Source organism: Rhizobium sp. 10N414, from assembly GCF_056394785.1.
The window spans coordinates 1-26974 of record NZ_JBFTIN010000019.1 but is presented as its reverse complement, the minus strand read 5'-3'; the positions used below and the strand labels follow the sequence as shown (position 1 = coordinate 26974).

General features: G+C 61.7%; 33 protein-coding genes. 22 read left to right on the top strand and 11 right to left on the bottom strand.

The features are described 5' to 3' along the window. Positions 1-30 precede the first annotated feature (30 nt). The gene (gene rpmE, locus AC1DE4_RS17945) at positions 31-252 is read right to left on the bottom strand and encodes a 50S ribosomal protein L31 (protein ID WP_007527409.1); all 222 of its coding nucleotides are present in this window, start codon (positions 250-252) and stop codon (positions 31-33) included. Between the two features lie 193 nt (positions 253-445). Between rpmE and AC1DE4_RS17940 the strand changes: the two genes are divergently transcribed. The 4 genes from AC1DE4_RS17940 (at position 446) to AC1DE4_RS17925 (ending at position 3174) form a co-directional block, all read left to right on the top strand. Beyond that, the gene (locus AC1DE4_RS17940; protein WP_026372007.1) at positions 446-2248 is read left to right on the top strand and encodes an ABC transporter transmembrane domain-containing protein; all 1803 of its coding nucleotides are present in this window, start codon (positions 446-448) and stop codon (positions 2246-2248) included. A 147-nt stretch (positions 2249-2395) separates the two neighbouring features. Then, positions 2396-2671 (top strand): hypothetical protein, encoded by a 276-nt coding sequence (locus AC1DE4_RS17935; protein ID WP_477882357.1) that lies wholly within the window; start codon positions 2396-2398, stop codon positions 2669-2671. Further along, positions 2671-2835: a hypothetical protein gene (locus tag AC1DE4_RS17930; protein ID WP_477817567.1), complete on the top strand. Its 165-nt coding sequence runs from the start codon at positions 2671-2673 to the stop codon at positions 2833-2835. Before AC1DE4_RS17935 ends, AC1DE4_RS17930 begins: the two co-directional genes overlap by 1 nt. Positions 2836-2985: 150 nt before the next feature. Next, positions 2986-3174: a YegP family protein gene (locus AC1DE4_RS17925; RefSeq protein ID WP_018858881.1), complete on the top strand. Its 189-nt coding sequence runs from the start codon at positions 2986-2988 to the stop codon at positions 3172-3174. A gap of 30 nt (positions 3175-3204) precedes the next feature. Here AC1DE4_RS17925 and AC1DE4_RS17920 read toward each other — a convergent pair whose 3' ends face one another. Next, positions 3205-4845, bottom strand: a complete 1641-nt coding sequence (locus tag AC1DE4_RS17920; RefSeq protein WP_018858882.1) for an FAD-binding dehydrogenase — start codon at positions 4843-4845, stop codon at positions 3205-3207. Between the two features lie 221 nt (positions 4846-5066). Between AC1DE4_RS17920 and AC1DE4_RS17915 the strand changes: the two genes are divergently transcribed. Both AC1DE4_RS17915 and AC1DE4_RS17910 read left to right on the top strand, forming a co-directional pair. After that, entirely contained in the window at positions 5067-5405 is a 339-nt protein-coding gene (locus tag AC1DE4_RS17915) for a YciI family protein (RefSeq protein WP_025660879.1), read from the top strand. 7 nt (positions 5406-5412) lie between these two features. Further along, the gene (locus AC1DE4_RS17910) at positions 5413-6663 is read left to right on the top strand and encodes an RNA polymerase sigma factor (protein WP_477882354.1); all 1251 of its coding nucleotides are present in this window, start codon (positions 5413-5415) and stop codon (positions 6661-6663) included. Positions 6664-6665: 2 nt separating this feature from the next. Here AC1DE4_RS17910 and AC1DE4_RS17905 read toward each other — a convergent pair whose 3' ends face one another. The 3 genes from AC1DE4_RS17905 to AC1DE4_RS17895 form a co-directional block, all read right to left on the bottom strand. After that, positions 6666-7697 carry a peptidoglycan -binding protein gene (locus AC1DE4_RS17905; protein WP_025660877.1) on the bottom strand — a complete coding sequence of 344 codons (1032 nt, stop codon included), beginning with the start codon at positions 7695-7697 and terminating at the stop codon, positions 6666-6668. Between the two features lie 3 nt (positions 7698-7700). Then, positions 7701-8801, bottom strand: coding sequence for a hypothetical protein (locus AC1DE4_RS17900; RefSeq protein ID WP_018858886.1), 1101 nt, complete (start codon positions 8799-8801; stop codon positions 7701-7703). A gap of 101 nt (positions 8802-8902) precedes the next feature. Further along, positions 8903-9703 carry an inositol monophosphatase family protein gene (locus AC1DE4_RS17895; RefSeq protein WP_018858887.1) on the bottom strand — a complete coding sequence of 267 codons (801 nt, stop codon included), beginning with the start codon at positions 9701-9703 and terminating at the stop codon, positions 8903-8905. Between the two features lie 214 nt (positions 9704-9917). On the opposite strand from AC1DE4_RS17895, the gene AC1DE4_RS17890 reads away from it, so the two are divergent. Together AC1DE4_RS17890 and AC1DE4_RS17885 are read left to right on the top strand one after the other, a co-directional pair. Further along, a complete protein-coding gene (locus tag AC1DE4_RS17890) occupies positions 9918-10496 on the top strand; it encodes a TetR/AcrR family transcriptional regulator (RefSeq protein WP_018858888.1) in 579 nt (192 codons plus the stop codon). Between the two features lie 71 nt (positions 10497-10567). Next, complete coding sequence (locus tag AC1DE4_RS17885) at positions 10568-11308, top strand: 3-oxoacyl-ACP reductase family protein (protein ID WP_477882352.1); 741 nt, start codon at positions 10568-10570, stop codon at positions 11306-11308. Between the two features lie 56 nt (positions 11309-11364). Here AC1DE4_RS17885 and AC1DE4_RS17880 read toward each other — a convergent pair whose 3' ends face one another. After that, on the bottom strand, positions 11365-12447 hold the full coding sequence (locus AC1DE4_RS17880; protein WP_018858890.1) for a tetratricopeptide repeat protein: 1083 nt from the start codon (positions 12445-12447) through the stop codon (positions 11365-11367). Between the two features lie 10 nt (positions 12448-12457). Further along, complete coding sequence (locus AC1DE4_RS17875) at positions 12458-13111, bottom strand: thiamine phosphate synthase (protein WP_018858891.1); 654 nt, start codon at positions 13109-13111, stop codon at positions 12458-12460. Between the two features lie 107 nt (positions 13112-13218). Between AC1DE4_RS17875 and AC1DE4_RS17870 the strand changes: the two genes are divergently transcribed. Together AC1DE4_RS17870 and AC1DE4_RS17865 are read left to right on the top strand one after the other, a co-directional pair. Then, complete coding sequence (locus AC1DE4_RS17870; RefSeq protein ID WP_018858892.1) at positions 13219-13983, top strand: sulfite exporter TauE/SafE family protein; 765 nt, start codon at positions 13219-13221, stop codon at positions 13981-13983. 69 nt (positions 13984-14052) lie between these two features. Beyond that, positions 14053-14313 (top strand): ArsR/SmtB family transcription factor, encoded by a 261-nt coding sequence (locus AC1DE4_RS17865; protein WP_018858893.1) that lies wholly within the window; start codon positions 14053-14055, stop codon positions 14311-14313. Positions 14314-14467: 154 nt separating this feature from the next. On the opposite strand, the gene AC1DE4_RS17860 is transcribed toward AC1DE4_RS17865, so the two are convergent. Further along, complete coding sequence (locus AC1DE4_RS17860) at positions 14468-14641, bottom strand: YdcH family protein (RefSeq protein ID WP_018858894.1); 174 nt, start codon at positions 14639-14641, stop codon at positions 14468-14470. A 230-nt stretch (positions 14642-14871) separates the two neighbouring features. On the opposite strand from AC1DE4_RS17860, the gene AC1DE4_RS17855 reads away from it, so the two are divergent. The 8 genes from AC1DE4_RS17855 (at position 14872) to AC1DE4_RS17820 (ending at position 21758) form a co-directional block, all read left to right on the top strand. After that, on the top strand, positions 14872-15075 hold the full coding sequence (locus AC1DE4_RS17855) for a YdcH family protein (RefSeq protein WP_025660870.1): 204 nt from the start codon (positions 14872-14874) through the stop codon (positions 15073-15075). 16 nt (positions 15076-15091) lie between these two features. Further along, positions 15092-15586, top strand: a complete 495-nt coding sequence (purE, locus tag AC1DE4_RS17850; RefSeq protein ID WP_018858896.1) for a 5-(carboxyamino)imidazole ribonucleotide mutase — start codon at positions 15092-15094, stop codon at positions 15584-15586. Continuing rightward, entirely contained in the window at positions 15583-16659 is a 1077-nt protein-coding gene (locus tag AC1DE4_RS17845; protein WP_192241702.1) for a 5-(carboxyamino)imidazole ribonucleotide synthase, read from the top strand. The genes purE and AC1DE4_RS17845 overlap by 4 nt, the downstream gene beginning before the upstream one ends. 164 nt (positions 16660-16823) lie before the next feature. After that, positions 16824-16949: a type B 50S ribosomal protein L36 gene (ykgO, locus tag AC1DE4_RS17840; RefSeq protein ID WP_003582204.1), complete on the top strand. Its 126-nt coding sequence runs from the start codon at positions 16824-16826 to the stop codon at positions 16947-16949. Between the two features lie 103 nt (positions 16950-17052). Continuing rightward, positions 17053-17667, top strand: a complete 615-nt coding sequence (locus AC1DE4_RS17835) for a tetratricopeptide repeat protein (RefSeq protein WP_112646231.1) — start codon at positions 17053-17055, stop codon at positions 17665-17667. 63 nt (positions 17668-17730) lie between these two features. Continuing rightward, entirely contained in the window at positions 17731-18804 is a 1074-nt protein-coding gene (locus tag AC1DE4_RS17830) for an alpha/beta fold hydrolase (protein WP_192241703.1), read from the top strand. A 97-nt stretch (positions 18805-18901) separates the two neighbouring features. Next, positions 18902-20641: a gamma-glutamyltransferase gene (ggt, locus tag AC1DE4_RS17825; RefSeq protein ID WP_477882349.1), complete on the top strand. Its 1740-nt coding sequence runs from the start codon at positions 18902-18904 to the stop codon at positions 20639-20641. Positions 20642-20783: 142 nt separating this feature from the next. Then, a complete protein-coding gene (locus tag AC1DE4_RS17820) occupies positions 20784-21758 on the top strand; it encodes a threonine ammonia-lyase (RefSeq protein WP_018858901.1) in 975 nt (324 codons plus the stop codon). A 34-nt stretch (positions 21759-21792) separates the two neighbouring features. Here the strand turns inward: AC1DE4_RS17820 and AC1DE4_RS17815 are convergent, their stop codons facing one another. Beyond that, entirely contained in the window at positions 21793-22590 is a 798-nt protein-coding gene (locus tag AC1DE4_RS17815) for an SDR family NAD(P)-dependent oxidoreductase (protein ID WP_192241705.1), read from the bottom strand. A gap of 119 nt (positions 22591-22709) precedes the next feature. Here AC1DE4_RS17815 and AC1DE4_RS17810 point away from each other — a divergent pair, with 119 nt between their 5' ends. Then, the gene (locus tag AC1DE4_RS17810; protein WP_112646239.1) at positions 22710-23654 is read left to right on the top strand and encodes a GlxA family transcriptional regulator; all 945 of its coding nucleotides are present in this window, start codon (positions 22710-22712) and stop codon (positions 23652-23654) included. Here AC1DE4_RS17810 and AC1DE4_RS17805 read toward each other — a convergent pair. Next, positions 23645-24574: a LysR substrate-binding domain-containing protein gene (locus AC1DE4_RS17805; RefSeq protein ID WP_018858904.1), complete on the bottom strand. Its 930-nt coding sequence runs from the start codon at positions 24572-24574 to the stop codon at positions 23645-23647. The two genes, AC1DE4_RS17810 and AC1DE4_RS17805, sit on opposite strands and share 10 nt — an antisense overlap. A 108-nt stretch (positions 24575-24682) precedes the next feature. Here AC1DE4_RS17805 and AC1DE4_RS17800 point away from each other — a divergent pair, with 108 nt between their 5' ends. From AC1DE4_RS17800 to AC1DE4_RS17790, 3 genes are read left to right on the top strand one after another with little or no spacing between them, the layout of a single operon-like run. After that, positions 24683-25102, top strand: a complete 420-nt coding sequence (locus AC1DE4_RS17800; RefSeq protein ID WP_018858905.1) for a tautomerase family protein — start codon at positions 24683-24685, stop codon at positions 25100-25102. Continuing rightward, complete coding sequence (locus AC1DE4_RS17795) at positions 25099-25500, top strand: cupin domain-containing protein (RefSeq protein ID WP_169682578.1); 402 nt, start codon at positions 25099-25101, stop codon at positions 25498-25500. Before AC1DE4_RS17800 ends, AC1DE4_RS17795 begins: the two co-directional genes overlap by 4 nt. Then, on the top strand, positions 25497-26048 hold the full coding sequence (locus AC1DE4_RS17790; protein ID WP_169682575.1) for a DUF4865 family protein: 552 nt from the start codon (positions 25497-25499) through the stop codon (positions 26046-26048). The genes AC1DE4_RS17795 and AC1DE4_RS17790 overlap by 4 nt, the downstream gene beginning before the upstream one ends. 1 nt (position 26049) lies before the next feature. On the opposite strand, the gene AC1DE4_RS17785 is transcribed toward AC1DE4_RS17790, so the two are convergent. Continuing rightward, complete coding sequence (locus AC1DE4_RS17785) at positions 26050-26685, bottom strand: LysE family translocator (RefSeq protein WP_169682573.1); 636 nt, start codon at positions 26683-26685, stop codon at positions 26050-26052. Between the last annotated feature and the right edge of the window lie 289 nt (positions 26686-26974).

Sequence of the window (26974 nt, the reverse complement as noted above, 5' to 3'; positions counted from 1 at the left end):
GCTCTTTCAAACTCTGCCAAGCGACAGCGATTAGAGGCCAAGGCCGCCGAAACGCTTGTTGAACTTGGAAACGCGACCGCCGCGGTCCATGAGCTGCTGGTTGCCACCAGTCCATGCCGGATGCGACTTGGAGTCGATTTCGAGGTTCATGACTGCGCCTTCAGAACCCCAGGTCGAGCGGGTTTCGTATTCGGTGCCGTCGGTCATGACTACCTTGATCGTGTGGTAGTCGGGATGGATATCTGCCTTCATAACAATCTTCCTGCCATGCAACGTCCAATTTGACGCATATTCGTTGCGACAAGAGGACCGATTGAATAAATGAAGCCGCAGACGCAAAAGGCTACGGCTTCCCATTAGGATGGGCTGCCTATACATGAAGGCCGGCAGGATAACAAGAGCCATCAGCCGCGGATGAGCGGTGTCGAAGGCGATCGGAGACGAATTGGCATACGCAGGGCAACCCGAGGAAAAGAAGTCTCGTTCGCTGAAGCCGCTCGGCAGGTTGACACCCTATGTGATGCACTATCGCGGCATGGTCACAGGGGCGCTTGCCGCCCTGGCACTTGCCGCTGTCACTTCGCTTGCTCTGCCGCTCGCCGTCCGCCGCATGATCGACCATGGCTTCACACAGGCCGACGGCAGTTTCATCAACAGCTATTTCCTGATGCTGATGATCATGGCGATCGTGCTCGCCATCGCGAGCGCCCTTCGCTACTACTTCGTCATCACCCTTGGTGAGCGTGTGGTATCCGATTTGCGCCGCGATGTTTTCAATCACGTCACGCGCCTGTCTCCCTCGTTCTTCGACGTCAACCAGTCCGGCGAGATCGTCTCGCGCCTGACGGCGGACACGACGCAGATCAAGTCGGCTGTCGGCGCGACGGCCTCCGTCGCCCTGCGCAACCTCATTCTCTGTCTCGGCGCGATGGGCATGATGATCGTGACGTCGCCAAAGCTGTCCAGCCTGGTGATCGGTGCGATCCCGTTGATCGTCTTTCCGTTGGTCGGCTTCGGCCGCTCCGTCCGGAAGCGCTCGCGCTCGGCTCAGGATACGCTGGCCGACGCCTCTGCTTTCGCCAACGAAACGATTGCGGCCAGCCGTACCGTCCAGGCCTTCGGGGGCGAGGATGCCGCCGCCTCGCGTTACGGGATGGCCGTCGAAACCGCCTATGACGCTGCCCGGGCCGCAATTCGCTCGCGCGCCCTGCTGACCGGCATCGCCATTACCCTCATCTTCGGCAGCGTCGTCGCCGTTCTCTGGGTCGGCGCCCATAACGTCCTCGCCGGCACGTTGTCGCCAGGCACTCTTGGCCAGTTTCTTCTCTACTCCGTCATTGCCGCAGGCTCGCTCGGCGCACTCTCCGAGGTATGGGGCGAGCTCTCGCAGGCCGCGGGAGCGGCCGATCGGCTGACGGAATTGCTCGACGAGGTTTCCCCGATTTCCGCACCGGCTGCGCCCGTTGCCTTGCCCGCTCCGGCGCAAGGCCGTGTCCAGTTTACCGACGTGCATTTCGCCTATCCCTCACGGCCGGAGCGATCCGCGCTGCATGGCTTGAATTTCGGCGTCGCTCCCGGCGAAACCGTCGCGATCGTTGGCCCCTCCGGCGCCGGAAAAAGCACCGTCTTCTCGCTGCTGCTGCGCTTCTATGACCCGCAGAAGGGCGCCGTGATGATCGACGGAGTGGATGCACGCAGCAGCGACCCAGACGAACTGCGCAAGCGCCTAGCGATCGTGCCCCAGGACGTCACGATCTTTGCGGCTTCCATTCACGACAACATCGCCTTCGGCCGTCCCGAGGCAAGCCGCGAAGAGGTGCGGGCCGCCGCGATCGCTGCACAGGCCGACGAATTCATCGCTCGTTTGGAGAAGGGATACGACACCGAGGTGGGAGAGCGCGGCATCACGCTTTCCGGCGGTCAACGCCAGCGCATCGCCATCGCCCGCGCCATCCTCAAGGACGCACCGGTCCTGCTTCTCGACGAAGCGACGTCGGCCCTGGACGCCGAAAGCGAAACGCTTGTGCAGAAGGCCCTCGACGGGTTGATGACCGGCCGCACCACGCTCGTCATCGCCCATCGCCTCGCGACCGTGCTGAAGGCCGACCGTATCCTCGTCATGGATCAGGGACGCGTTGTCGAAGAGGGAACACATCAGAGCCTCATCAGGGAGGGCGGCATATACGCCAAGCTTGCGAGGCTGCAGTTCGAAACCGGCGCCGGGGACTTTCTCGCCGCTGCAAGATGATTGCCTGACCACACGCTCTTCCTCGACCCCCGGCCTCCGCCGGTTGCAACGGCGTGTAATCTTTGCGTGTATATTTACATAATGCACGCAAAGATTACACCCGGTTTGGGTGAACGCCATGTCGTCGCGTTCTGAGGGGAGGCTCAGTTGAACTCGATAAGCTTTGCCCAGATGCTAGTCGTTCTCGTCGCCGTAGCCGTCGTCATATCGATGCTGCTGTGCTATCGCTCGCTGCGGGAGGCCCGGGATTGGTCGCTCACCGATGCCTTGTCGGAGGAAGTCGCCTTGACGAAGACTGATACGGCCGGAAACGCCATTGATGCCGCCGGCAATGCGCTCGCAGGGCAAGTCCCTCTCACCGTCACGATGATGAAGGCGAGCCGAGCCGCTTTATCGCGCTTGTCGGAACCGTCGCGATCCTGATGCTCTATGTCGGCTTTGGCCTTGCCTGCCTCCATCGCTTCGCCAGCGGCAACGAGATCCCCGATATGACGAAGGGCGCCAACTTCTTCTATTCCGGCCTGGTGCTCTTTGCGCCCTACCTGATCAACAAGTTTTCGTCGGTCTTCTCGATCTTCAAACCATAAGACCTATACATCAGGGGCGTTTGTCGTCCCTGACGGCCCGTCAGTCGCGTCGGTTGCAAAGCGCGCAAATATCCCGATGGAATAGTTGCGTTTTTTGTTCTAGGCTGCACCTGCAGATAGGACAACATCCTGATTCCGGGAGAAAAATCGATGTATAAGTTCGAAGTTTACAAGGACAAGGCTGGCGAGTTCCGTTTCCGTTTCAAAGCTCCGAATGGCGAAGCCATGTTCGGATCCGAAGGCTATAAAGCCAAGGCATCGGCGCTCAGCGCCATCGAATCCATCAAGAAGAATTCTCCCGGCGCAGAAGTCGTCGACACGACGAAGGCTGAGGCCTGATCACATAAGGCGGCGCCACAAACGCCGCCTTTAAACTGCCCGCCCGGCTACCCTGGCGGAAAAGATGCAGCCGCCGAGGAAGGTTCCCTCGAGCGCATTGTATCCGTGCATACCTCCACCACCAAAACCCGCCACTTCACCCGCCGCATAAAGCCCCGGAACCGGATCGCCACCATGGCCGATCACGCGCGCGGATAGATCCGTCTCCAGACCACCGAGCGACTTGCGTGTCAGGATGTGCAGCCGCACGGCAATGAGCGGCCCGGCCCTGGGGTCAAGCAGTGCATGCGGCCTGGCCGTCCGCATCAAGCGATCCCCGAGATAGCGCCGCGCCCCTCGAATGGCGACCACCTGTGCGTCCTTGGCAAAGGGATTGGCGATCTCCCTGTCGCGCGCCTCGATCTGCGTCCTGAGGCGGCTCGCATCCACACGTTTTTCACCCGTCAACCCGTTCATGCCGTCGACAAGCGATTCCAGCGTGTCGCGAACAACGAAATCCTCGCCTTTGTCCATGAACGCACGAACCGGCCCCGGCGGCTCCTTGCCCAACCGCTTGAGAAGCAGGCGGATATCCTTGCCCGTGATATCGGGATTCTGCTCGGAACCGGAAAGGGCAAACTCCTTCTTGATGATTGCCTTGGTCAGGATGAACCAGCTGTGGTCCTGCCCGGTTGCGCAGATCGCCTTCAGAGTCCCCAGCGTATCGAAGCCGGGCATCGCTGGCGGAGTAAAGCGGTTACCCCAGGCGTCGCACCAGAAGGAGGAGGGACCCGGCAGGATGCGTATGCCGTGATTGCGCCAGATCGGGTCCCAATTCCTCACGCCCTCCGTGTAGTGCCACATCCGATCCGAATTGATCTCCCGCCCGCCAGCACGCTCGGCGATCTCGATCATTCGACCGTCTACATGGGCGGGCACGCCGGCGACCATTTCGGCCGGGGGCCGCCCCAACCTATCGACCGGCCATCTCCGGCGCACCGCGTCGTGATTACCCCCGATACCCCCTGATGTGACGATCGTCGCGCCGGCCCGAACCTCGAAGAGCGCCGAAAACATACGGTTTGTCTCCCGCCCTCGCACGGAAGCATCGGGCTGAAGGACCGAGCCGCGGGCGCCGCAGACGACGCCGTCCTGAACGAGAAGATCATCCACCTGATGCCGGAACAGAAGCGTAACAAGGCCCTTCGCTTCCGCTTCGCGCACGCGGCGAACAAAGGGGGCAAGCACAGCCGGCCCGGTTCCCCAGGTCACATGAAAGCGCGGTACGGAGTTTCCGTGGCCGTGCGCCAAGCCGCCTCCCCGCTCGGCCCAACCGACCACCGGGAACCAGCGCATTCCCTGCTGATAAAGCCATGAACGCTTTTCGCCTGCGGCGAACTCCAGATAGGCCTCTGCCCAGCGACGCGGCCAGTAGTCTTCCGGCCTGTCGAATGACGCGGACCCCATCCAGTCCTGTCGCGCCAGGCCGAGGTTGTCGCGAATGCCCAGCAGCCGCTGTTCAGGGCTGTCGACGAAGAACAGCCCGCCCAGAGACCAGAATGCCTGCCCACCGACGCTCTGTTCGCCCTCCTGCTCGACGATGCAGACCTTCCGTCCGCGCTCCGCTGCCTCCGCCGCCGCCACAAGCCCGGCAAGTCCTGCGCCGATGACCAGCACATCACATTCAATCAAAGCATTCTCCCCCAAACGACACGAGCCTACGCGGAGCCCCGCCCGGCGACAACGCCACTTTTCCGCCGTGAAATTTTTTTGGCCGGATGTCGAAATGAGCCAACGCCGAGTCTCATTCTCTCGGAACGGTCTACCGCCGATCCCCCAAGCGTTGCAGCTTTCTGCTTTTGGTTCTTAGATGCCTGCACGCCGGTCAACACAACCATTCTGGAGGAATACACATGCAATACGCGCTCATCGTTCGCGAATCGTCGCGGGATTTTGCCCGCCGCGCCGATCCCACCTACCGCGACGGCTGGATCGCCTACACGCAGGCTCTGATCCAAGCCGGCATCATGACCGGCGGCGCCGGCCTGACCGCGCCCGAAACCGGCACGGTGGTGCGGCGCAAGGGCGAGGACCACGACGTGCAGGATGGTCCATACCCTGAGGGCAAGGAGCAGTTGGGAGGCTTCTATCTGATCGACGTACCGGACTTCGATACGGCGCTCGAATGGGCGACCCGGGTTCCGGTCTCCGCAGAAGGTTCGGTCGAAGTGCGCCCTCGCCTTCAGATGTGAGGCGGACATGACGGTCGAAGCCGAACGCGTCGCCGAAAGGGTGGCGCGTCAATCCTATGGCAAGCTGGTCGCCTTCCTGGCGGCCCGCTCCCGCGATCTGCCGGCCGCCGAGGATGCGTTGTCACAAGCGCTCGTCGATGCTCTGCGGGTCTGGCCGGAACGCGRCATCCCCGACAGGCCGGAGGCGTGGGTGCTGGTCGCTGCGCGGCGCAACCTCATGCGAGCTGCACGCCATCGATCCGTTCGCGAGAATGCGCGACCAACGATCGTCCTGGCCTTCGAGGAGGCCGAGGCGAGGATGAACGAAGTGGCCACAGACGCGTTGCCCGACGAACGCCTGAAGCTGCTTTTCGCCTGCACTCATCCGCAAATCGACAAAGGCATTCACACGCCGCTGATGCTGCAAGTCGTGTTGGGCATCGACGCAAAAGCAATCGCGCAGGCCTTCGTGGTTTCGCCTGCCGCCATGGGCCAGCGGTTGGTCCGGGCCAAGGCGAACATTCGCGATACCGGCATCGGGTTTGCCATACCCGATCGACACTCGCTGCCCGAGCGTCTGTCCGCCGTTCTTTCCGCAATCTACGCGGCCTACGGGCTTGGTTGGGACAATCTCGATGGCGCCGATGGCGGTTGCAGTGGCCTTTCCAGCGAAGCCATCTGGCTCTGCCGGGCGCTGCTTTCAATGCTTCCCGAAGAGCCAGAGGTGATCGGTTTGCTTGCCCTGATGCTCTATTGCGAGGGTCGACGTGCCGCGCGGCACAATGCCGAGGGCGAGTACATCGCGCTCGACAAGCAGTCGACGGATCGCTGGAATGCGATCATGCTCGCCGAAGCCGACACGCTGCTCCGCAAGGCCGGCGCCGCCAACCGCTTCGGTCCGTTCCAGTGCATGGCCGCCATTCAATCCGTTCATGCCGCCCGCCGGCTGACAGGCCTGACGGACTGGGACGCTCTCGTGATCTTGTATGATGCGCTGCTGATGATGCAGCCGACGATCGGCGCCCGCGTCAGCCGTGCCGCCGTCCTCGGTCGCACGAAGGGACCCAAAGCTGGGCTGGCGTCTCTCGACGCCATGGACGCAAGGGAAATCAGAGCCTACCAGCCCTATTGGGCCGTTCGCGCGCACTTGCTGACGGAAGTTGGAGACTATCCGGCGGCAGAGGCCGCCTACCTTTCGGCAATCGGCCTCAGCGACAGCCCGGCGGTGCGCTGTTTCCTGATGGATCGCCTCACCGACGTTCGGTCGGGCGTCGCGTAACCCTACTTCTCGGTCAGCTTGAGCTCGATACGACGGTTGGTTGCGCGCGCCTCGGGCGTGTCGCCTGGTGCGATCGGCTGGAACTCGCCGAAGCCGGCGGCGACGAGACGGTCGGCCGGCACGCCGTGGGAAATCAGGAACTTGACGACCGAGATCGCACGCGCGGACGACAGCTGCCAGTTATCGACATATCGTCCGGTGCCCGCGAGCGGCACATTGTCCGTATGCCCATCGACACGCAGTACCCAGTTGATCTCAGGCGGAATTTCCTTGGCAACGTCGAGGAGCGCCGTCGCAAGCTTTGCCATCTCGACCTGCCCGTCCGGATTGAGATCCGCACTGCCCGAGGGAAACAGCACTTCCGACTGGAAGACGAAGCGGTCGCCGACAATCCTGATATTCTCGCGGTCGGACAGGATCTCGCGCAGGCGCCCGAAGAAGTCTGACCGGTAGCGGTTGAGCTCCTGCACGCGTTGCGCAAGAGCGACGTTCAGGCGCCGTCCGAGATCGGCGATCTTCGCCTGCGAACTCTGATCCTTCTGCTCGGAAGCCTGCAGAGCAGCTTCGACAGCGGCGATCTGGCTGCGCAAGGCGGCGATCTGCTGGTTGAGAAGCTCGACCTGGCTCATCGCCCGGTCACTCATCTGCTTCTGTTCGTCGAGTTCCTTCGTCAGGTTGCCGACACGTGCTTCCGCAGCGCTTTGTCCGCCCGACCCAGCATCAAGGAGCGCCTTCAGGCGGGATCTTTCGCTCTCGGCGGACGCTAGGGAGGCCTGCAGATTGGCGACGCTATCCTCGAGGTCCTGCTTGCTTCCCTTCTCCAGGGCGAGAAGCTGCGTCAATTCGTTGATCTGGCTGTTCAGCCGATTCAACACCTCGTCCCGGCCCGTAATCTCACGGCTCAGGATATATTGTCCGACCACGAAGACGGTCAGCACGAACATGATGGAGATCAGCAGTGTCGATAGTGCATCAACGAAACCTGGCCAGTAGTCCACCGCGCGTTGGGGGCGACGATTGCGGGCAAGAGCCATGGCTTACTTGCCCTCGGTCTTTTCGGGTTGCTGCATGCGTTGAGAGCGTTCGCCTGAGCCGTGCTTTTCCTGCGAGCCGATCCTCTCAGCCAGGCGATCGAGCGTGCGCCGCATCGCCTTCGTCTCGTCCTGCTGCGCCTCGATCCAGTCGCGAAGCATCTGCTGTTCATTGCGCATGTTCTTGACTAGGCCCTGAATGCCTTCGGCAAGATTTGCCATTGCCGCAACCGACCTCTGGGTGCCGCCGCTGCCTTCCTCTGAGATCCGGCGCATATATTCGGAGAGCGCCCGAACGTCGTCCGGTGAGACCGCCGAGTTGGGATTGATGGTCGGGATCGCCACATCGGAGCCGACGTCGGTCACTGACGAAAGCCAGTTCTCCAGCTCCATGTAGAAGCGGTTCTGAGCACGGCCTGCCTGCAGATCAAGGAAACCCAAGATGAGCGAGCCTGACAAGCCAAGCAGCGACGACGAGAATGCCTGGCCCATGCCCGAAAGCGGCATCGAAAGCCCCTCCTTCAGCGCTCCGAGAACATCGGTCGAACCGTTCGAACCCGCGTCGAGCGTCTGAATAACCGAGCTGATCGAACCGATCGTGCCGATAAGACCCCAGAACGTACCAAGCAGGCCGAGAAAGACGAGGAGGCCGATCAGGTAGCGCGACACGTCGCGCGATTCATCGAGGCGGTTGGCAATGGAATCGAGAATGGAGCGAAACGCCGCCGTCGAGATTCCCGCCGAAGCGCTGCGGCTGCCGATCAGAGTCCGCATCGGAGCAAGCAGCTTCGGATTGCGGCCGACCTTGTCGGCGCTGCCTGCAGCGCGGAACGAATTGAACCACCGTACTTCCGGGCGCAACGACAGCACATGGCTGAAGACGAGGATGATACCGACCGCCAATACGCCGAGGATCAAACCGTTAAGGCCCGGATTGTGCATGAAAGCGGTCTGCGTCTGCCGGAAAAGAATGGCTGCGATGAACCCGACGATAATCAGAAACAGCACCATCGTCCAAAGAAACGGCATCGGACTGGAAAGTTTATAGCTGTAATTACCCGTGGTTTTTTCGGTCGAGCCGAACTCAGCCACATTCACATTTTCCATAGGTTCCGCAGCCTCCGGATTCATTTCAGCCGGAGACTAGAGCAACATTGTGCCGAATTGAAGTATGCGCGGAACGAAAACCGTGCCTTTACAACAGCGATTTACCGAGCCGGGATCGGGCGCTTGGCGACTTCAAGCAATGCCTTTTGGATATACTCGTTGCCTGCAACCACCGAGCCCGTCTCGAGAATGGACGAGCCGCCTTCCCAATCGGACACGTAGCCGCCGGCTTCGCGGATGAGCAGGATGCCCGCAGCGATATCCCAGGCCGACAACGCAGTTTCCCAATAGCCATCAAACCGACCGGCAGCCACATAGGCGAGATCGAGCGACGCCGCGCCCATGCGACGAATCCCGGCAACTTCGCCCATGACGTGCCGGAGTTCAACGAGGAACTTGCCGTGGTTTCCGCGGCCGAGGTGCGGCACGCCGCAGGCAATGACGGAATCAGACAGCACGCGGCGTGCGCCGACACGCAGACGGCGATCGTTCAGGAAGGCGCCGCCGCCGCGTTCAGCGGTGTAGAGTTCGTCCGTCGCAGGATTGAAGACGACACCAGCCACGATTTCATTGTTGCGCTCGAGCGCGATCGATACCGCAAACATCGGGATGCCGTGCAGGAAGTTTGTCGTGCCGTCGAGCGGATCGACGATCCAGCGATGCGCTCCGTCCGTGCCCTTGATTTCCTCGCTCTCTTCGCCGAGGAAGCCATAGGTCGGGCGGGCCTTCAGCAGTTCGTCCTTAACGATCTTTTCGGCCTTGCGGTCAGCATTCGAGACGAAATCGCCCGGGCCTTTCACCGAGACCTGCAGGTTCTGCACTTCCCCGAAATCACGTCCCAGCGACTTGCCTGCCTTGATGGCAGCCTGAACCATGACATTGAGGAGAGCTGAACGAGCCATGTGAGCACTTTTCCTTGAGCGGTAAACGGTATGCGCTGTCAGGGTGGGAAAGGTCCCTGATCGCCGGAGAAGGCGGCGCTCGATAAGATTGGCGGCCTCAAGACCACAAAATCGGGAAAATTTCAAGAGGAGACCGTAGAACCACGACGCCGACGGAGAAATGCGACTCAAATATTTCTGGACAGATTGATCCGGAATTGCTATTTGCGTGTCCATGGCAAGGCACAAGGAATTCGACAAAGACAATGCTCTCGACGCTGCGATCGGCGTCTTCTCCCAGCATGGCTATGAGGGCAGCTCCACCGACACCCTGCTTGCGGCGATGAAGATCAGCCGGCAGAGCATGTATGATACCTTCGGCGACAAGCGCAGTCTCTACCTCCAGGCTCTGAAGCGTTACAATACCGACAGTATTCTGCGCATCATCGCGGACATGCAAAACGGCGCGCAACCGCTTGATGCCCTGGAGGCTGCCCTGTTCGCCTTCGCATCTCGACCTGCCTCGGAGGCGTCGAAGGGCTGCCTCGGCGTCAGCGCGATTTGCGAGTTTGGCCGCACCGACGCAGATGTGGCGACCTTGACTGACAGCGCCTCGGCAATGCTTGCCAAGGCAATCTTCACGCTGCTGAAGGATGGCCAGAGGAAAGGCCAGCTATCGGCGGAAATCGATCCCGAAACCGCCACCCAGTTTCTCGGTGCCACCCTATCCGGCATGAAAGTCAGCGCCCGCAACGGCGCAAGCCCCGAAACCCTGCGCACCATCGCCAGTCTCGCAATCCGCAGCCTTCGATAACAGCCCAATCGAAGAGCGCTGATTTTCCGCACCCTATTCTAGATTAAACAGTCCAATAAGGAGAAATGAAAATGACGAAACCACTTGAAGGAAAGGTCGCAATCGTGACCGGCGGCTCACGCGGCATCGGCGCGGCGATCGTTCGCAGGCTGGCGATGGATGGCGCCACAATCGCCTTCACCTTTGCCAATTCCAAGGAGAAAGCTGAAGCAATCAAAGCTGAGATCGAGTTGAAGGACGGCAGGGCACTTGCCATTCAAGCCGACAGCGCGGATGCCGCAGCACTGCAGCGAGCCATCGACAAGGCTGCCGATCACTTTGGCTCCATCGACATTCTCGTCAACAACGCAGGAATCCTGTTGTTGAATAGCTTGGAAACCTTCCCTCTGGAGGACTTCGACCGCATGTTCGCCGTCAATGTGCGGGCCGTCTTTGCCGGCACGCAGGCCGCAGCGAAACATATGCATGAAGGCGGTCGGATCATCACCATCGGCAGCGTGACCGCGGAACGCAGCGGCTTTCCGACGTCCGCTGTCTACAGCATGACCAAGGGCGCAGTCGCTGCGATGATGCGCGGCCTCGCGCGCGATCTCGGCCCGCGCGGCATTACCGTCAACACGATCCAGCCCGGGCCTACCGAGACGGACATGAATACCGATCCGCATGCCAATGAGATGTTGAAGGGGTTGATTGCCCTCGGTCGCATGGGAAAAGACCGCGAGATTGCAAGCCTTGCGGCCTATCTCGCAAGTTCAGAAGCGTCCTTCATCACCGGCGCCAGCCTGACGATCGACGGCGGCTATCTCGCCTGAGACAGAAAGCCGGCGGCACGAGCCGCCGGTCCGTTCAGAGCCTTTCAGGGGTTAAATCACTGAAGCCGGCGGAATTTGTTGGCAGCATCGATGGCCGCCTTCTGCTGGTCGTCCTCGATGCCGAGATAGAAGTCTTCAAGTTCCGGGTCGGGCAGACCAGCGCGGCGCGACAGGACATACCATTTCGCGGCCTCGACAGGATCCGGCTTGGTTCCAAGCGCGTTGATATAGAGGTGCGCGAGCTTGTTCTGCGCAACGACGTTGCCACGATTGGCGGCAAGCCTCAGCCACTGGAAACCCTTGACGAAATCGCGCGGGCCGTTTTGACCGTTGACCAGCCAGATGCCAAGATCGACTTGGGCGGTGTCGAAGCCGGCATGCGCAGCACGTGCCATCCATTCGCGCGCCAGCTGCTTCTTTTCCTCCGGCAAGTCGGGCAGCGAGGCGTAAATCTCCGCCACCGCATACTGCGCGTCGGCGATGCCCTGTTCGGCAGACTTCTCATAATAAGGCAGGGCAAGCTTCAATCCCTTGTCGCCGGGATTGTCGGTCGTGAGGATCTGGCCCCAGTTGAATTGCGCCGAAGCATTTCCGCCATCGGCCGCCTTGTGCATGTATTCGTCGGCCTTGGCCTTGTCGCGCTTGACGTACCGGCCCTCGATCAGCATCAGCGCGTATTTGAACATTGCTGCAGCGTCGCCGCCTTCCGCACCCTTGCTGTACCAGAAGGCCGCGTTCTTCATGTCGCGTTTGACGCCCAGCCCGTCCGCCAGAAGCTCACCCATAAGCGTCTGCGCTGCCGGATCGCCGAGTTGTGCCCGGGCCAGAGCCTTTTCCATCGCCGTCAGATAGTAGCCGCGCTGATAGGCGCCGTAGGCCTCATCGACAACGCCCTTATAATCCTTTTCCGGCGGCAGGTCCGGCAACTTCGCACCCATGCGGTCGAAAACGCCAACGCCCGTCGAGGGTCCCGTGCCATCGGTCTGCGGCCGCCCGGCTTTGAGCGACTCTGGGGCGGTCGCCAGTGGCCGTGTCACGACATTGTCGACAACCTGGGCCGAAGCGCCATGGGTAAATCCCACCAAAATGGCGACAGTAAAGGCAGCGGACAGGCGCAGATGACGGGCTAGGATCGGCATGAGCGCGATATCAATCCTCAAACCGTGGCGCTTTTTCGTCCAAGAGCGCATTGATCTCGGCGACGATGGACGGCGCAAGCCCGGCGTCCGCGAAAACCGCCAGCCGCAGCGCGACGAACTCCGCGCCGGTTTCGGCAACGGCCAGTGCGGAAGCTGGATCCGTACCGCCCATCACGATGCACGGGATCTCGATCATCGAAGCCCACCACTCGCCGAGCGCGAGGTTCTTGGGGTGCGCCTCCGGCTTGATGTCGCCGTCGAGCTTGCCGAAGAAGATGTAGTCCGGTCGCTCCTCGCCGATCTCAAGCGCATGGTGGCGATCAGCGGCATTGCCGCCGCCGACGATCAGCTTGTCGGCATACTTGTCGATCGCTTCGGAAATTTCGCTCGCCGGACCGGTTAGATGCAGGCCATCCGCCTTGCTGCGCCCGACGACGCGGCTGTCGCCCGCTAGCAGTGCGGCCGCACCTGACTCCTGAATGATGGGAACCAGCTTCTCGGCGTGCTTCTGGAACTCGCCGTCATTGAGGCTGTATTGCGGTACGATCACCGAGGCGACATCACCGCCCTTCAAGGCGTCGCCGACGATCTTCGCCTGCTCGTCGACATCGGCAATGTCGGGCGCGATCAGAACTAGGCGGCAGCGGTTTTCCGGTTCGGTCATGAACTCTTTCCATTTACAGCAGGACAGGTCGTTTTGCGGCCTATCTGCACTCGTCTCGTGTGAGTAGTTCCGTTAGACGGGACTGGCAAGTGGAGGATTTCAAAAGCATGCCGATGGACTTGTCATTTTACTACGCCGCCGTTCCTGCTGTCATCCTCGTCGGATTGGCGAAAGGCGGCATGGGTGATGCCTTGTCGCTGATCGGATTGCCGTTTCTCGCTCTCGTCGTCTCGCCCGTTCAGGCCGCCGCGATCCTGCTCCCGATCCTCGTTTTCATGGACATGATCTCGCTCGTGATCTGGCGCGGACACGGCGACTGGACAACGCTGAAGATCATGCTGCCGGGCGCATTGTTCGGCATCGGGCTCGGCTGGGCGACTTCGGCGCTCGTTCCAGGCAGTGCGCTTCGCGTCGTCATCGGCGCGGTCACCATCCTCTTTTGCCTTCGTTACTTCTGGAACAACTTCGGCCCGGCAGCCGGAAAGCATACGCCACCTCGAGCCCAACGGCCGCTGCTTGCGACGACGTGGGGAAGCCTGTCCGGCTATGGCAGCTTCGTCGCTCATGCCGGCGGAGCACCGTTCCAGATCTATGCCTTGCCGCTGCAGATGCAGCCACGGGAGTATACGGGAACCAGCGTCCGCTTCTTCGCAATTCTCAACGCCGTCAAGCTCATACCCTACTTCGCGCTCGGCCAGCTCGACACGCAGAACCTCTCCACATCGGCCACGCTGCTGCCGTTCGCGCCGCTTGCGACGATTGCCGGCGCCTGGTGCGTGCGCCGGATGAAGCCCGCGATCTTCTACCCTTTCATGTACGCCATGGCGCTCATTGCCGCCGTCCTGATCGCGAAGGAAGGCTTGGGTTTCTGACAATTTTGGGTTTCGTTGCGTCGCACAATTTCCTTGCCCGATTGCGCCGTTTGACGTAGCGTTTTCGCTATGTCGAACGTGGATCCCTTCACCGCGATAGCCGACCCTCACCGGCGCTTCCTGCTGGAGGAGTTGCGACGCGCGCCGAAGACCGTGAGCGAACTTGCCGAGGGGTTGCCGATCAGCCGCCCCGCCGTCTCCCAGCACCTCAAGGCGCTGCTGGACTGCAATCTGGTTTCGGTGACCGCAGAAGGCACCCGACGCATTTATGCGGTCAACAATCGCGGCTTCGACAGGCTCAATCTCTGGCTCGATCAGTTCTGGGCCTAGCCCGACCGCTCAAACGAAGGACGCCGGCTCGCGACTTTCCGTCGGAGCCGGCGCCATAACCGCCTGTCGAGCACGAACTGGTCTAAGCTTTTGGTGAAATTGGAGTTTTGCCCTCCTCGCCTAGGGCCGCGTTCGTTGATTTATTGCATCCTACTCAATGGAAGGATGATTTAAGGCGCTCAATCTCGTCCTTGATCCGCAATTTTCTGCGTTTGCACTCAGCTACTTCATTATCGTTTCGGGAGGGGGATGTCATAAGCGAATGCAACTCCTCCTCGAGAGCAACATGCTTTTTCTGGAGTGACTCAAGATGAGCTTGAACAGTCATTTGACCCTTCCTTCCTCTTACCTCTCCCCGGCCAACACCGCCGGAGATCCAAGGCGTCAACCCTTCGACTGTGACATATTTTTGAAGCCTTGTCGAAGGTGAAAGCAAGGAGAACACGTGGCAAAATCATGACGAACAGCCGCTAGCCGTTACCTCCAATTGGTGATAGGAGCTTGCGGAAATTATCGGCAGAACGGACGATGTCCGAAGACGGTTATGGGGAATGCAAAATGGCCGATCAGGAACAGGCGGAAATCAGGCTCATGGTCGCAAGACTGCGCCAGGAGCACGAGGATTACGACGCCGCCATCAACGCCATGATTGCCACTGGATGCGACGCATTGCGCATCCAGCGCATGAAGAAGAAGAAACTGGTCATCAAGGACAAGCTGTCCAAGCTGGAAGACCAGATCATCCCTGACATCATCGCCTGAAGGGAACGCCGTGACGATGACAGACAGACCATCCGTTGCCATCATCATGGGAAGCCAGTCCGATTGGGAGACCATGAAGAACGCCGCCGACACGCTGGAGGCGCTCGAAATTCCCTATGATGCGCGCATAATATCGGCCCACCGCACACCGGATCGCCTGGTGAACTTCGCAAAGTCCGCCCGCGATGAAGGCTTCAAGGTGATCATTGCTGGCGCCGGCGGCGCGGCCCACCTTCCCGGCATGGCCGCAGCCATGACGCCGCTGCCAGTTTTCGGCGTCCCGGTCCAATCCAAGGCACTGTCAGGTCAGGACAGTCTTCTTTCCATCGTCCAGATGCCGGGCGGCATCCCGGTCGGCACGCTTGCCATCGGCAAGGCGGGTGCGATCAACGCTGCTCTTCTGGCAGCAGCCGTACTGGCATTGTCGGACGAAGAGATTGCCGACCGGCTCGACGAATGGCGCGAGCGCCAGAGCGCCGCGGTAGCCGAATATCCGATGGACGACCTATGACAGTAAGAACGATCGGCATCATTGGCGGCGGCCAGCTCGGCCGCATGCTTGCCATGGCCGCTGCACGACTGAACTTCCGCACCGTCGTCCTGGAACCGCAGGCCGACTGTCCAGCAGCGCAGGTCGCCAACGGACAGATCGTCGCCGCCTACGACGATCCTGCAGCGCTGGCCGAACTTGCGAAGGCTTGCGACGTCGTTACCTATGAGTTCGAGAATGTCCCGGTAACCGCCGCCGAAACCCTTGCAAGCAAGGTCCCGGTCTATCCACCGCCGAAGGCTCTCGAGGCCGCACAGGATCGGCTGGTCGAAAAGCGCTTCATCAATGGATGCGGCATCCCGACGGCGGGCTTCCACGCGGTCGACAGCCAAGCCGATCTCGAAGCGGCCCTGAAGGACTTCGGCGGACGCGGCGTTCTCAAGACCCGCCGCCTCGGCTATGACGGCAAGGGACAGAGAGTATTCCGCTCCGCAGCCGATGCGCCGGATGGCACCTTTGCAGCACTCGGCAACGTGCCGCTCATTCTCGAGAGCTTCGTTGCCTTCGAGCGCGAGATCTCGATCATCGCGGCGCGCGCGGCCGACGGCACCGTCGCCTGCTACGACCCAGCCGAAAACATTCACCGCAATGGCATCCTGCACACGTCGACCATACCCGCGTCCATCGCTGCGGAAACGGCAGCCGCCGCCAGCGAAGCCGCCGAGAAGATCCTGGCGGCGCTCGGCTATCTCGGTGTCATCGGCATCGAATTCTTCGTGCTCGCGGACGGCAGCCTGATCGCCAATGAAATGGCGCCCCGTGTCCACAACTCCGGTCACTGGACGGAAGCCGCTTGCGTTGTCTCGCAATTCGAGCAGCATATCCGTGCCGTCGCCGGCATGCCGCTCGGCAATGCCGACCGCCACTCGGACTGCGTCATGCAGAACCTGATCGGTGACGATATTCTGGCCCTGCCCGACTGGCTGCAGCGACCCGACACGCTGGTCCACCTCTACGGCAAGACGGAATCCCGCCCCGGCCGCAAGATGGGCCACGTCACCACGTTGACCGCAAAATTGCCGGTTTTTCCCTGACAAAAGCCGCTTCGGCCCCGGGAAAAACACCGTCATGTGGTTGACACAGCGGAACCGTCGGGTTATCTGCACGCCCAACCTGAAGAGCGCGCCCTGAGCGCGCTTTTGAATGTAATAGATACGGGCGAATGTGAATTCCCCCTCAAACATCGCGGATCAAAACAATGAAGATCAAGAATTCGCTCAAGTCGCTCAAGGCTCGTCATCGTGACAACCGCCTGGTTCGCCGCAAGGGCCGCATCTACATCATCAACAAGCTGAATCCGCGCTACAAGGCTCGTCAGGGCTGATATAGCGCGCCTGTACGGCTTCGTGGCATTCTGCGCCCGCCGTCCGGGGATTGCTTCTGCAATCAAATCAAATTGCTTTGATCTTCAGCGATGGCGGGCTACTATGTCCGCCATGCGTTTTTTTGCTATGACCTGCGCGGCGTTGCCGCTGTCCCTTTTCTTGTTCGCTCCTGTTTTCCCTGCCGCAGCTGCGGACAAGGATGTCATCGTCGAGCAGCCGGACGCAAACCTCTCACCCAAGCAGCATGTGAATCAGCTCTTCGAACAGCTGAAGCGCGAGCGCGACCCTGACAAAGCAAGCGGTATCGCCGATGAAATCCGTACCGAGTGGAACGACTCGGGCAGCGCGACCGTTAATCTCCTGATGCAGTGGGCCGACAAGGCGATCCAGGAGAAGCGCACCGCCGCCGCCCTCGACTTCCTCGATCAGGCGATCGCCCTCAAGCCGGATTACGCAGAGAGCTGGAATCGCCGGGCGACGCTCAACTACGCCAATGACAACTATCGCAAGTCCATGTCCGACATCGAGCGCGTGCTTGACATCGAGCCCCGCCACTTCGGCGCGCTCTCCGGCATGGCCGCCATTCTAATGGAAACGGGCAACGACGCGCTGGCCCTGAAAGCCTGGGAACGTTTCCTGGCGATCTATCCTGCCAATCGAAGCGCCCAGGAGCAGATGAATACACTCTCCGAAAAGCTGGCCGGCAGCCGCACCTGATCTTGACGGCGGCGCGCGCAGCCCAATCTTAGCCTTGGTTACGTGATTTCAGCAGATATTGCCATGCTTGCCGAAGCTTCCGCTTTCATTGCCTCTGTTGCCGCCGCTGTTGGCTACTCCATCTACATGGAACGGCAGTTCGAGGCCAATTATCCCAATATTGGCGAACTTACCGATATCGGCGGTTACCAGCTGAATGCCGTCCATGTTCCACGTCCCGAAACCGCCGATCTACCGCCGCTGGTCTTTATCCACGGAGCAGGCGGCAATCTGCTCGATCAAGTCGGCGCCTTCCTGGGATCGCTAGAGGGCCGTGCCGAGATGCTGTTCGTCGACCGGCCGGGTCATGGCTACTCGGAACGCGGCCGCCCCGAGAATGCCCTGCCGTCCGGACAGGCGGACGCGATCGCAACGCTGATGGAGAAGCGGGGAATCAAACGGGCTATCATCGTTGGCCACTCCTTCGGCGGCGCCATCGCGGCCGCCTTCGGCGTGCGCCATCCCGACAAGACGGAAGGCCTGCTCTTTCTCGCCCCCGCGACTCATCCCTGGCCGGGCGGCATCGATTGGTATTATCGCCTGGCTGCAATGCCCATGCTCGGCTGGCTCTTTACCCACGCCATTGTCGTGCCGCTAGGTTTGCGACGGCTGGAGCAGGCGACGATGAACGTCTTCCGTCCCAATCCGCGCCCGGAAGACTATATCGCGAAGACAGGCCCCACCTTGGCGCTGCGTCCGCGCGCCTTCTACAACAACGCCATCGACTGCACCCGCCTGCTGGCTTACCTCAAGGCGCATTCTCCGCAATATTCCAGGATCACCGCACCTGCTGTCATCATCACCGGTGACAGCGATGCCATCGTCTGGGAACACATTCATTCGCAGGGGCTGGCCCGTGATATCGCCGGCTCCGAACTAGTGAAGATACAGGGCCTCGGCCACAAGCCGGACTATATGGTCACCGACGTCGCCATTGCCGCCATGGAGAAGATCGGCGGCGCCGCTCGCGACCTCCAGGCCGCCGCCCGCCAGGCCGAGCACCGCTTGGTGCACCAAAAGCCCGCGCGGCCGCCAGACATTGCCGCGCCCTTCGGCGATCCAGCCAGCCTGTCCGGGCCCGTCGCAACCGAAAACTAACCTTTCAGTAACGGAACACACCACTGCTGAGCGCAGTGCATTGCCGAGCGCTCGTTGCGTCCCATATCCATCGCACCGTCATGCTTTGAGGGAAGTCATGGATCAGCCCAACATCAGAATATTCGCGGTTGCCGCCGCACTGTCGCTCTCACTTGCACCGTCGGCGTTCGCCGCCTCGCCCGCGCCCGTTGAAGCCGAACATGGCATGGTGGTGACCGCACAGCATCTGGCGACCGATGTCGGCGTCGGTGTCCTGAAGAACGGCGGCAATGCCGTCGATGCCGCGGTTGCGGTTGGCTACGCCCTCGCGGTCGTCTATCCGACGGCCGGCAACATCGGCGGCGGCGGTTTCATGACGATCCGGCTGAAGGACGGGAAGACGACATTTCTCGATTTCCGCGAGCGCGCGCCGCTCGCAGCCACCAAGACGATGTATCTCGATGCGAAGGGCGATATCGTTCCCCGCGCCAGCCTCGACGGCTATCTCGCCGTCGGCGTGCCCGGATCCGTGATGGGCTTCGAGACGGCGCGAGAAAAATACGGCACGAAGTCGCGACAGGATCTGCTGGCGCCGGCCATTCGCTACGCCAAGGAAGGCTTCACGCTGGAACAAGGCGACGTGGCCAACATTTCCGGCAGCGCCAAGAGGCTTGCGAAGGATGAAGCCGCTGCAAAGATCTTCCTGAAAGCAGAAGGAAAGCCATACGCCGCAGGCGAAAAACTGGTGCAACCCGACCTCGCCGCCGTTCTTTCCAGCATCGCCGACAAAGGGCCCGACGCTTTCTATAAGGGCATGCCGGCCGACGCGATCACCAAGGCGAGCCAGGCGAAGGGCGGCATTCTCGCCAAGGAGGATTTCGAGCAGTACGCGGTGCGTGAACTGAAGCCCGTCGAATGCAGCTACCGCGGTTATAACATCATCTCCTCGCCTCCCCCCTCCTCCGGTGGCGTCATCATCTGCGAAATCCTCAACGTGCTCGAGGATTACCCGCTCTCCTTCCTCGGCTACGGTTCTGCTGAGACGGTTCACCTGATGGTAGAGGCGATGCGCCATGCCTATGTCGACCGCAACGCTGCCCTCGGCGATCCCGACTTCGTGGAGAACCCGATGTCGACAATGCTCGACAAGAGCTACGCCAAGGCGATCCGCGCCAAGATCGATCCCTATAAATCCGGCACGTCGGCCGACCTGAAGCCGCTCGGAGCCAAGGAAAGCGTCGAGACCACGCATTATTCCATCATCGACGATGAAGGAAATGCCGTCGCGGTCACCTATACGCTGAATGGTTCCTTCGGCGCTGGCGTTGTCGCGCCCGGCACCGGCATCCTGCTCAACAACGAGATGGACGACTTCACCTCGAAGCCTGGCGTTCCGAACCTCTACGGTCTCGTTCAGGGCGAGGCCAATGCGATTGCGCCGAAGAAGACGCCGCTCTCCTCGATGAGCCCGACGATCGTGACCAAGGACGGCAAGCCCTTCATGGTCATCGGCAGCCCCGGCGGATCGCGCATCATCACCATCACCCTCGAGGCGATCCTCAACGTCATCGATTTCGGCATGGACATCAGCCAGGCGGTCAACGCCCCACGCATTCACCACCAATGGCAGCCGGACAAGATCTATCTCGAGCCCTACACGCTCTCGCCTGATACGATCCGGGCGCTGATCGCCATGGGCCATACACTGGATGACGGCAGCGGCCCGCCGCAATGGGGGCAGGCCGCCGGCATCCTTGTCGGCGGAAAGAGCCTCGCCGATATCGAGAAGGGTGGCGGCGCACGCTACAACGGCGCGATGGACAGCCGCGCCTCCGAGGGCTCCGCCGGCGGATACTGATTGTCGGATGCGAGCGCGGAGGTAGTCGCCATTGATGCTGGCGCGTAGTATGGCGCTTTTCGTGTCACGGTGACAAAGTCGTCGTTCACAAGCATCACGTGTAGCCTTATGCAGGGGCGTACCGTCATTCGAAAGAGTCTCCATGACCAGCATTGAAATGATCGTTGCCGCCCGCGCCCGTCTGCGCGGACATGCGCGCCGCACACCCCTTCTCTCCTCTCCCTTCATCGACGAGCTTGCCGGACGGCGGGTGTTCGTGAAGGCCGAGTGCCTCCAACATACCGGCTCCTTCAAATTCCGCGGAGGCTGGTCCGCCGTTTCCGCACTCGATTCGGCCGTACGCGCGCACGGTGTCATCGCTTTCTCGTCAGGCAATCACTCGCAGGGTGTGGCGCTCGCCGCCAAGCTTCATGGCGTGCCTTCGGTGATCATCATGCCGTCGGACGCCCCGAAACTGAAGATTGCCAACACCCGCGCCCTCGGCGCCGAAGTCGTGCTCTACGACCGCGCCACACAGGATCGCGACGCCATCGGCGCCAAGCTTTCGGGCGAACGCAAGCTGACCCTGATCAAGCCGTTCGACGAGCCCCAGGTGATCGCCGGCCAGGGCACGACGGGTCTCGAGATCGCCGAACAGGCGGAAGAGGAAGGCATCAAGGCTGCCGAGGTGCTGGTGCCCTGCGGCGGCGGCGGCCTGACGTCGGGGATCGCGCTTGCGCTCGAGGCTAGCGCGCCTGCGTTCCGCGTGCGTCCCTGCGAGCCTGAAGGCTTCGACGATACGACACGGTCGCTGGCCTCAGGCAAGATCGAGCGCAACGCGGCGATGACCGGCTCCATCTGCGATGCGATCATTACCCCACAGCCCGGCAATATCACCTTCCCGATCCTGCAGCGCCTTGCCGGCCCCGGTATCGTCGTGACAGACGAGGAGGCGCTTCGCGCCATGGTGATAGCCTTTGTGCGGCTGAAGATTGTCGTCGAACCGGGCGGCGCGGTCGCCCTTGCCGCAGCGCTGTTCCACGGCGATGAGATGGAGGAAGACAACGTCGTCGTCGTCACCTCGGGAGGCAACGTCGACGCCGATATCTTCGCCGGCGCACTGGCCCGGCACGGGTAGAGGCAGAACAAGCCTGCCCACCCCGTCTCTTACGCTACGCAGCCTTGTAGCGCGTCGCGGGTGCCGACCGTGACAGGTTCGGCATCAGCGCCTGGCGTGCATCCTCGTAGGCCTTCAGCAATCCGGCATCCTCGAGCGCCGGGATCGTCGCGAATTCACCTTGGTCAAAGCCGGAAAGAGACGCATCCACCATGTCTTCCGCCTGCATGACGATCTCGGTCGGCAGGTGTTCGACCGGCGTACCGGCAATGCCCCAGAATTCGGTCGCCGTCGCCCCCGGCAGCACCGCCTGAACGCGGATATTCTTATCCGCCAGCTCGTGCTTCAGCGATTGGCTGAAAGCAAGAACGAACGCTTTGCTTGCCCCATAGACCCCATTCAGAACTTCAGGCGCGATCGCCACGATCGACGCAATGTTGATGATCGAGCCGCCGCCGCGGGCCGTGAAACCGGGCACGGCTGCGTAGGTCAGCCGCATCAGCGCTGTAACGTTGAGATCGACCATCGCCTGCATCTTGTCGACATCGGAGGCCAGCAGCGGCGCGGTGCCGCCGACGCCGGCATTGTTGACCAGAAGGGTGATGCTGCGGTCGTTCTTCAACACCGCCTCGACACGCGCCAGATCAGCCTTGTTGCCGAGATCAGCAGGCACCGTTTCAACCGTCCTGCCCGTCTCCCGGGTCAACTTGGTCGCAAGCTCGGAAAGGCGCTCGGCATTGCGCGCGACTAGAATGAGATCGTAGCCCCGCTTTGCGAGCCGGTGGGCGTAGATGGCGCCGATCCCCGATGATGCGCCCGTAACGAGTGCGGTTCCTTTGTGCTGCTCGGTCATTGTCGTTCTCCGTGTTGGGCAACAGCGCCTGCTGTTGGCCTGAGGAGAGTCTTACGCCTGATTGCCAATGTCTTGAATGTCATATAAACAACCTTTTAGGACAAACGGAGTTTCGAACCATGCAGCGCATTGCCGTCCTGCTCTTTCCCGGCTTTCAGATGATGAGCCTCGCCGCCATCTCCGCCTTCGAGTTCACCAACCTCGAACTCGGCGAACAGGTCTACGACATCGCCTATCTCTCCGAGACCGGTGGGCCGGTGCGCGGCTCCTTCGGTGTCACGATGGAGACGACGCGGTTCGACGATCCCGCTTTCGATACGCTGCTGGTGTCGGGCGCCGTCGGCATCAAGCTGCCGACCCCAGGAGAAGGCGAATTCATCCGCAACGCGCTTGCCGCCTCCCGCCGCGTCGCCTCGATCTGCACCGGTGCATTTCTGCTTGCCGACGCGGGTGTGCTGGACGGCCGGCGCTCCACGACGCATTGGCTGCTCGCTCGAGAGCTGCAATCGCGCTACCCCAAGGTCAGGCTCGAGGAGGATCGCATCTTCATCATCGACGGCTCTGTCTGGAGCTCGGCGGGCATGACAGCCGGGGTCGATCTGGCACTTGCCATGGTTGAGAAGGATCACGGCGCCGACATCGCCCGCGCCGTTGCCCGCAAGCTCGTCGTCTACCACCGCCGGGCCGGTGGCCAGTCGCAGTTTTCCGCGCTGTTGGAACTGGAACCCAAATCGGACAGGATCCAGAAGGCGCTGGCCCATGCGCGCAGCAACCTGAAGAACACGCTATCCGTCGAAGAACTGGCAGAAGCAGCGGCGCTCAGCCCCCGCCAGTTCAGTCGGACCTTCCGCGCCGAGACAGGGCAATCGCCCGCAAAAGCGGTGGAGAACCTGCGCCTCGAGGCGGCCCGGCTGATGATGGAACAGGGCCGGCATCCGATCGACGTCGTTGCCACGGAGACAGGCTTCGCGGATCGTGAGAGGATGCGACGCGCATTCCTGCGCGCTTTCGGCCAGCCACCGCAAGCGATCCGCCGCAACGCGCAGCGCGAATATCAGGCATAGGCTCTCGCCGCCGGGCGGACCGCCTGCGGCACGACATCAGCGACGGCCTCCCGCACCGATTGCAACATGATGGACGCAAGCCGCGCCGTCGCCGGCCCAGGCTCCGCCTCGGCGCGATGCAGGACGAGACCGAGCGAGGAAAGCTCCGGCAAGCCGGCTGCGTCTGCAACAAGCGGCTTGACCTTTCGCGGCAGCCCGATCGGTGTGCGGATGGTAATGCCGAGCCCAGCGGCCGTCGCCGCCCACAATCCGCCGAGGCTCGGACTGACGAAGGCAAGCCGCCACGGAATGCCCGCCGCGTCGAGCGCCTTGGTCGCCGCGGAGCGCAACAGGCACGGGGCTTCCAGCGAGGCGAGCGGCATCGGCTCGCCGCCGCCGAGGCTCCAGTCAACAGCTGCTTCCGCCGGCCCGATCCAACGCATCGGGACTTCGGCGATCTGCTCGCAATGCGGCGTCAGCGTGCCATCGCTCCACGCGAGTGCCAGATCGAGCTTTCCTGATGTGACGCGCTCGATCAATTCGACATTGCGCACCACGCGCGCCTCGATGCGGACCTTCGGATGCGCGCGCGCAAAACGGCCGAGCACGTCGGGCAACAAGACCTCGCCGAAATCCTCCTGCAATCCGAGCCTCACCCAGCCTTCGAGCTCGATGCTCTTTACCGCTGCAGCCGCTTCGTCGTTGAGTTCCAGCAGCCGCCGCGCATAGGCCAGCATCGTCTCGCCGGCATCGGTGAGCGCAAGGCCGCGCCCCGCCTTGCGGAAGATCGGCGTGCCCGCCTGCTCCTCGAGCTTCTTCAACTGAGCGCTGACCGCCGAGGTCGAGCGGCCGAGCCGGTCAGCCGCTCGCGCGAAGTTGCCGAGCTCCATTCCGGTCGCAAAGGTTCTGAGAACATCGAGATCGAAGATCGTCCGTCGCATCACTTTCGTCCCGTTTTTGTGAATCGTATGTTCAAACAATTCTGATTTTCAGCATTATCGTGGCGTGCGATGCTTCTCCTGTCAAGAATTCACTCAAAGGAACTCGCCATGCCTTTTGTTCGTATCTCTCTACTGCGCGGCAAGTCGCCGGAGTATTTGCGCGCTGTTGCGGACAGCATTCATCGCGCCATGGTCGAGACGTTCAACGTGCCGCCCGCCGATCGTTTCCAGATCATCCACCAGCATGAACCGGGCGAACTGATCTTCGACCGCAACTATCTTGCCGGACCGCGTTCCGACGACTTCGTGCTTTTCGCCATCACCGCCGGAAAGCCGCGCTCGACCGAGACCCGCCAGGCCTTTTTCAAGCGGGCCACCGAGCTTCTCGGACAATCGCCGGGAATCCGGCCGGAAGACATCATGATCGTCGTCACCACCACATCACCGGATGAATGGTCGTTCGGCGACGGAAAGGCGCAGATGAGCGAACCCGGCTGGGAAGCCCGCGCCTTCGGGAGTGCGGCATGATGGGCAACCCTGAACGTATGACGATCCAGCGTCCGGGCAATGCCGTCCGCTCGCCCGTTGATATTGCCACCGCACCCTTCTGGGTGGAGATGCTGCTGGAAGGAACAGCCGACGGCGAGAACACGGCGATGCGGGCGACGCTCGATCCGGGCACGATCACACGCTGGCACAGGCATCCGCGCGGGCAGCTGCTCTATGTTCTATCAGGCAAGGGTCTGGCGCAACGCGAAGGTGGGGCAGTCGACGAATTGCTGGTCGGAGATGCTGTCTGGTTCGCCGCCGGCGAGAAGCATTGGCACGGCGCCGGACACGACAGCCCGTTCAGCTATCTCAGTATTCAGGCAACCGAAGCCGGCCGCAACGTCGACTGGCTTGAGCCGGTGGAGATCCTCTCATGATGGCGATGCAGTACAGCTTCACCCTTCCGGCCGATTACGACATGTCGATCATCGACCGGCGCATCCGCGACAAGGGACCGATGCTGGACGGATTTCCCGGTCTCGGCTTCAAGGCCTACCTCAGTGCCCGCAGAGGCGAGTTCGGATCCCGCGAAAACCTCTATGCGCCCTTCTATCTCTGGCAGCAGCCTGAGCGCGCCAGCGACTTTCTTACCGGCACCGGCTTCGAGGGACTGATGCAGTCCTTCGGCTGGCCTCGCGTGAAGACCTGGATCGCATGGCACGCGGAAACCGCCTCCGCGATTGCAGAGGCAAAATTCGTTACCACAGAGATAGTCGCCATCGAGCCCTATTCCGCGCTCGCCGAGATCAGAGACGTGGAGGTCAGGCAGGCGCAACGAGAAGCACGACAGGCCGACGTCCTGGCCTCGGTTTCGGCCTTCGAGCCGACCAACTGGACGCTGGTGCGCTTCAGCTTGCGCCGATCGGCGCCGCTCATTGCAGGTTCAGGCCAGATCTATCGTGTCGGACACGTATCACTGCCCTAAATCAGGCCGCCGCCCGACGATAGAGCGCAAGCGAACCGGCCAACGCCAACAGCGCGCAGCCGCAGGCGCGCTCAAGCCACAACGCGCCGTTCGTCGTGAGGAATCGGACGGCCTGCACGCCGAACACGGCATAGGCCAGCATGATGATGAAATCGAGGGAGGCGAACACCAGTGCCAGCACGCCATACTGCGTTGCCTGCAGGCCGGTCGGATCGATGAACTGCGGTAGGAAGGCCGAAAAGAAGAGGTAGCCCTTCGGATTGGTGACTGCGACCATGAAGCTCTTCAACGCGATCGAAACCGGCGTCCCGCCCGCATCCGCCGCCCCCTGCCTCAACGCCGCATCGATCGTGCCTTTCGACCAGAGCATCATGATCCCGAGAAACGCCAGATAGGCTGCCCCAACGTACTTCAGGGCCGAGAACCAGAATTCGGAAGCCGCGAGCAGTGCCCCGAGACCGATCGCAACGGCGCCGATCAGGACAAAATCCGAGAGCACCGCTCCAACCATGCCGGCAGCGGCACGCCTGACACCGTAGCGGGAGCCGTTGGTCATTGCCAGGAGTACGGTCGGCCCCGGCGTGGCAATACCCACGAAGGAAACGACTGCGAACGCAAGAAGTGTGACTGTCTGCATGGTGCCCTCCCGATCTCTGCAGGGGAAACTTGCACGTGCATCGGCCATACACAAGGGGCGTGGGCTGACTGAAATCGGCATAGGGGGCGCTCGATGTGATCGCACCCCTGCCACACCACCCGGCATGCGGGTCCGCACCAGGCGGTTCGAGAGATTGAGGTTAGACGAGCCTGGGCATTCCAAGTTGGTCAGCCCATCTAATGGTGAGGGTGGCGTTAAGGAGCTTGCCGCTGTTGCGCCACCAGCGACCGGCATTTGCTGCCACTTGCTGGGCCACCCCAGGTTTGGC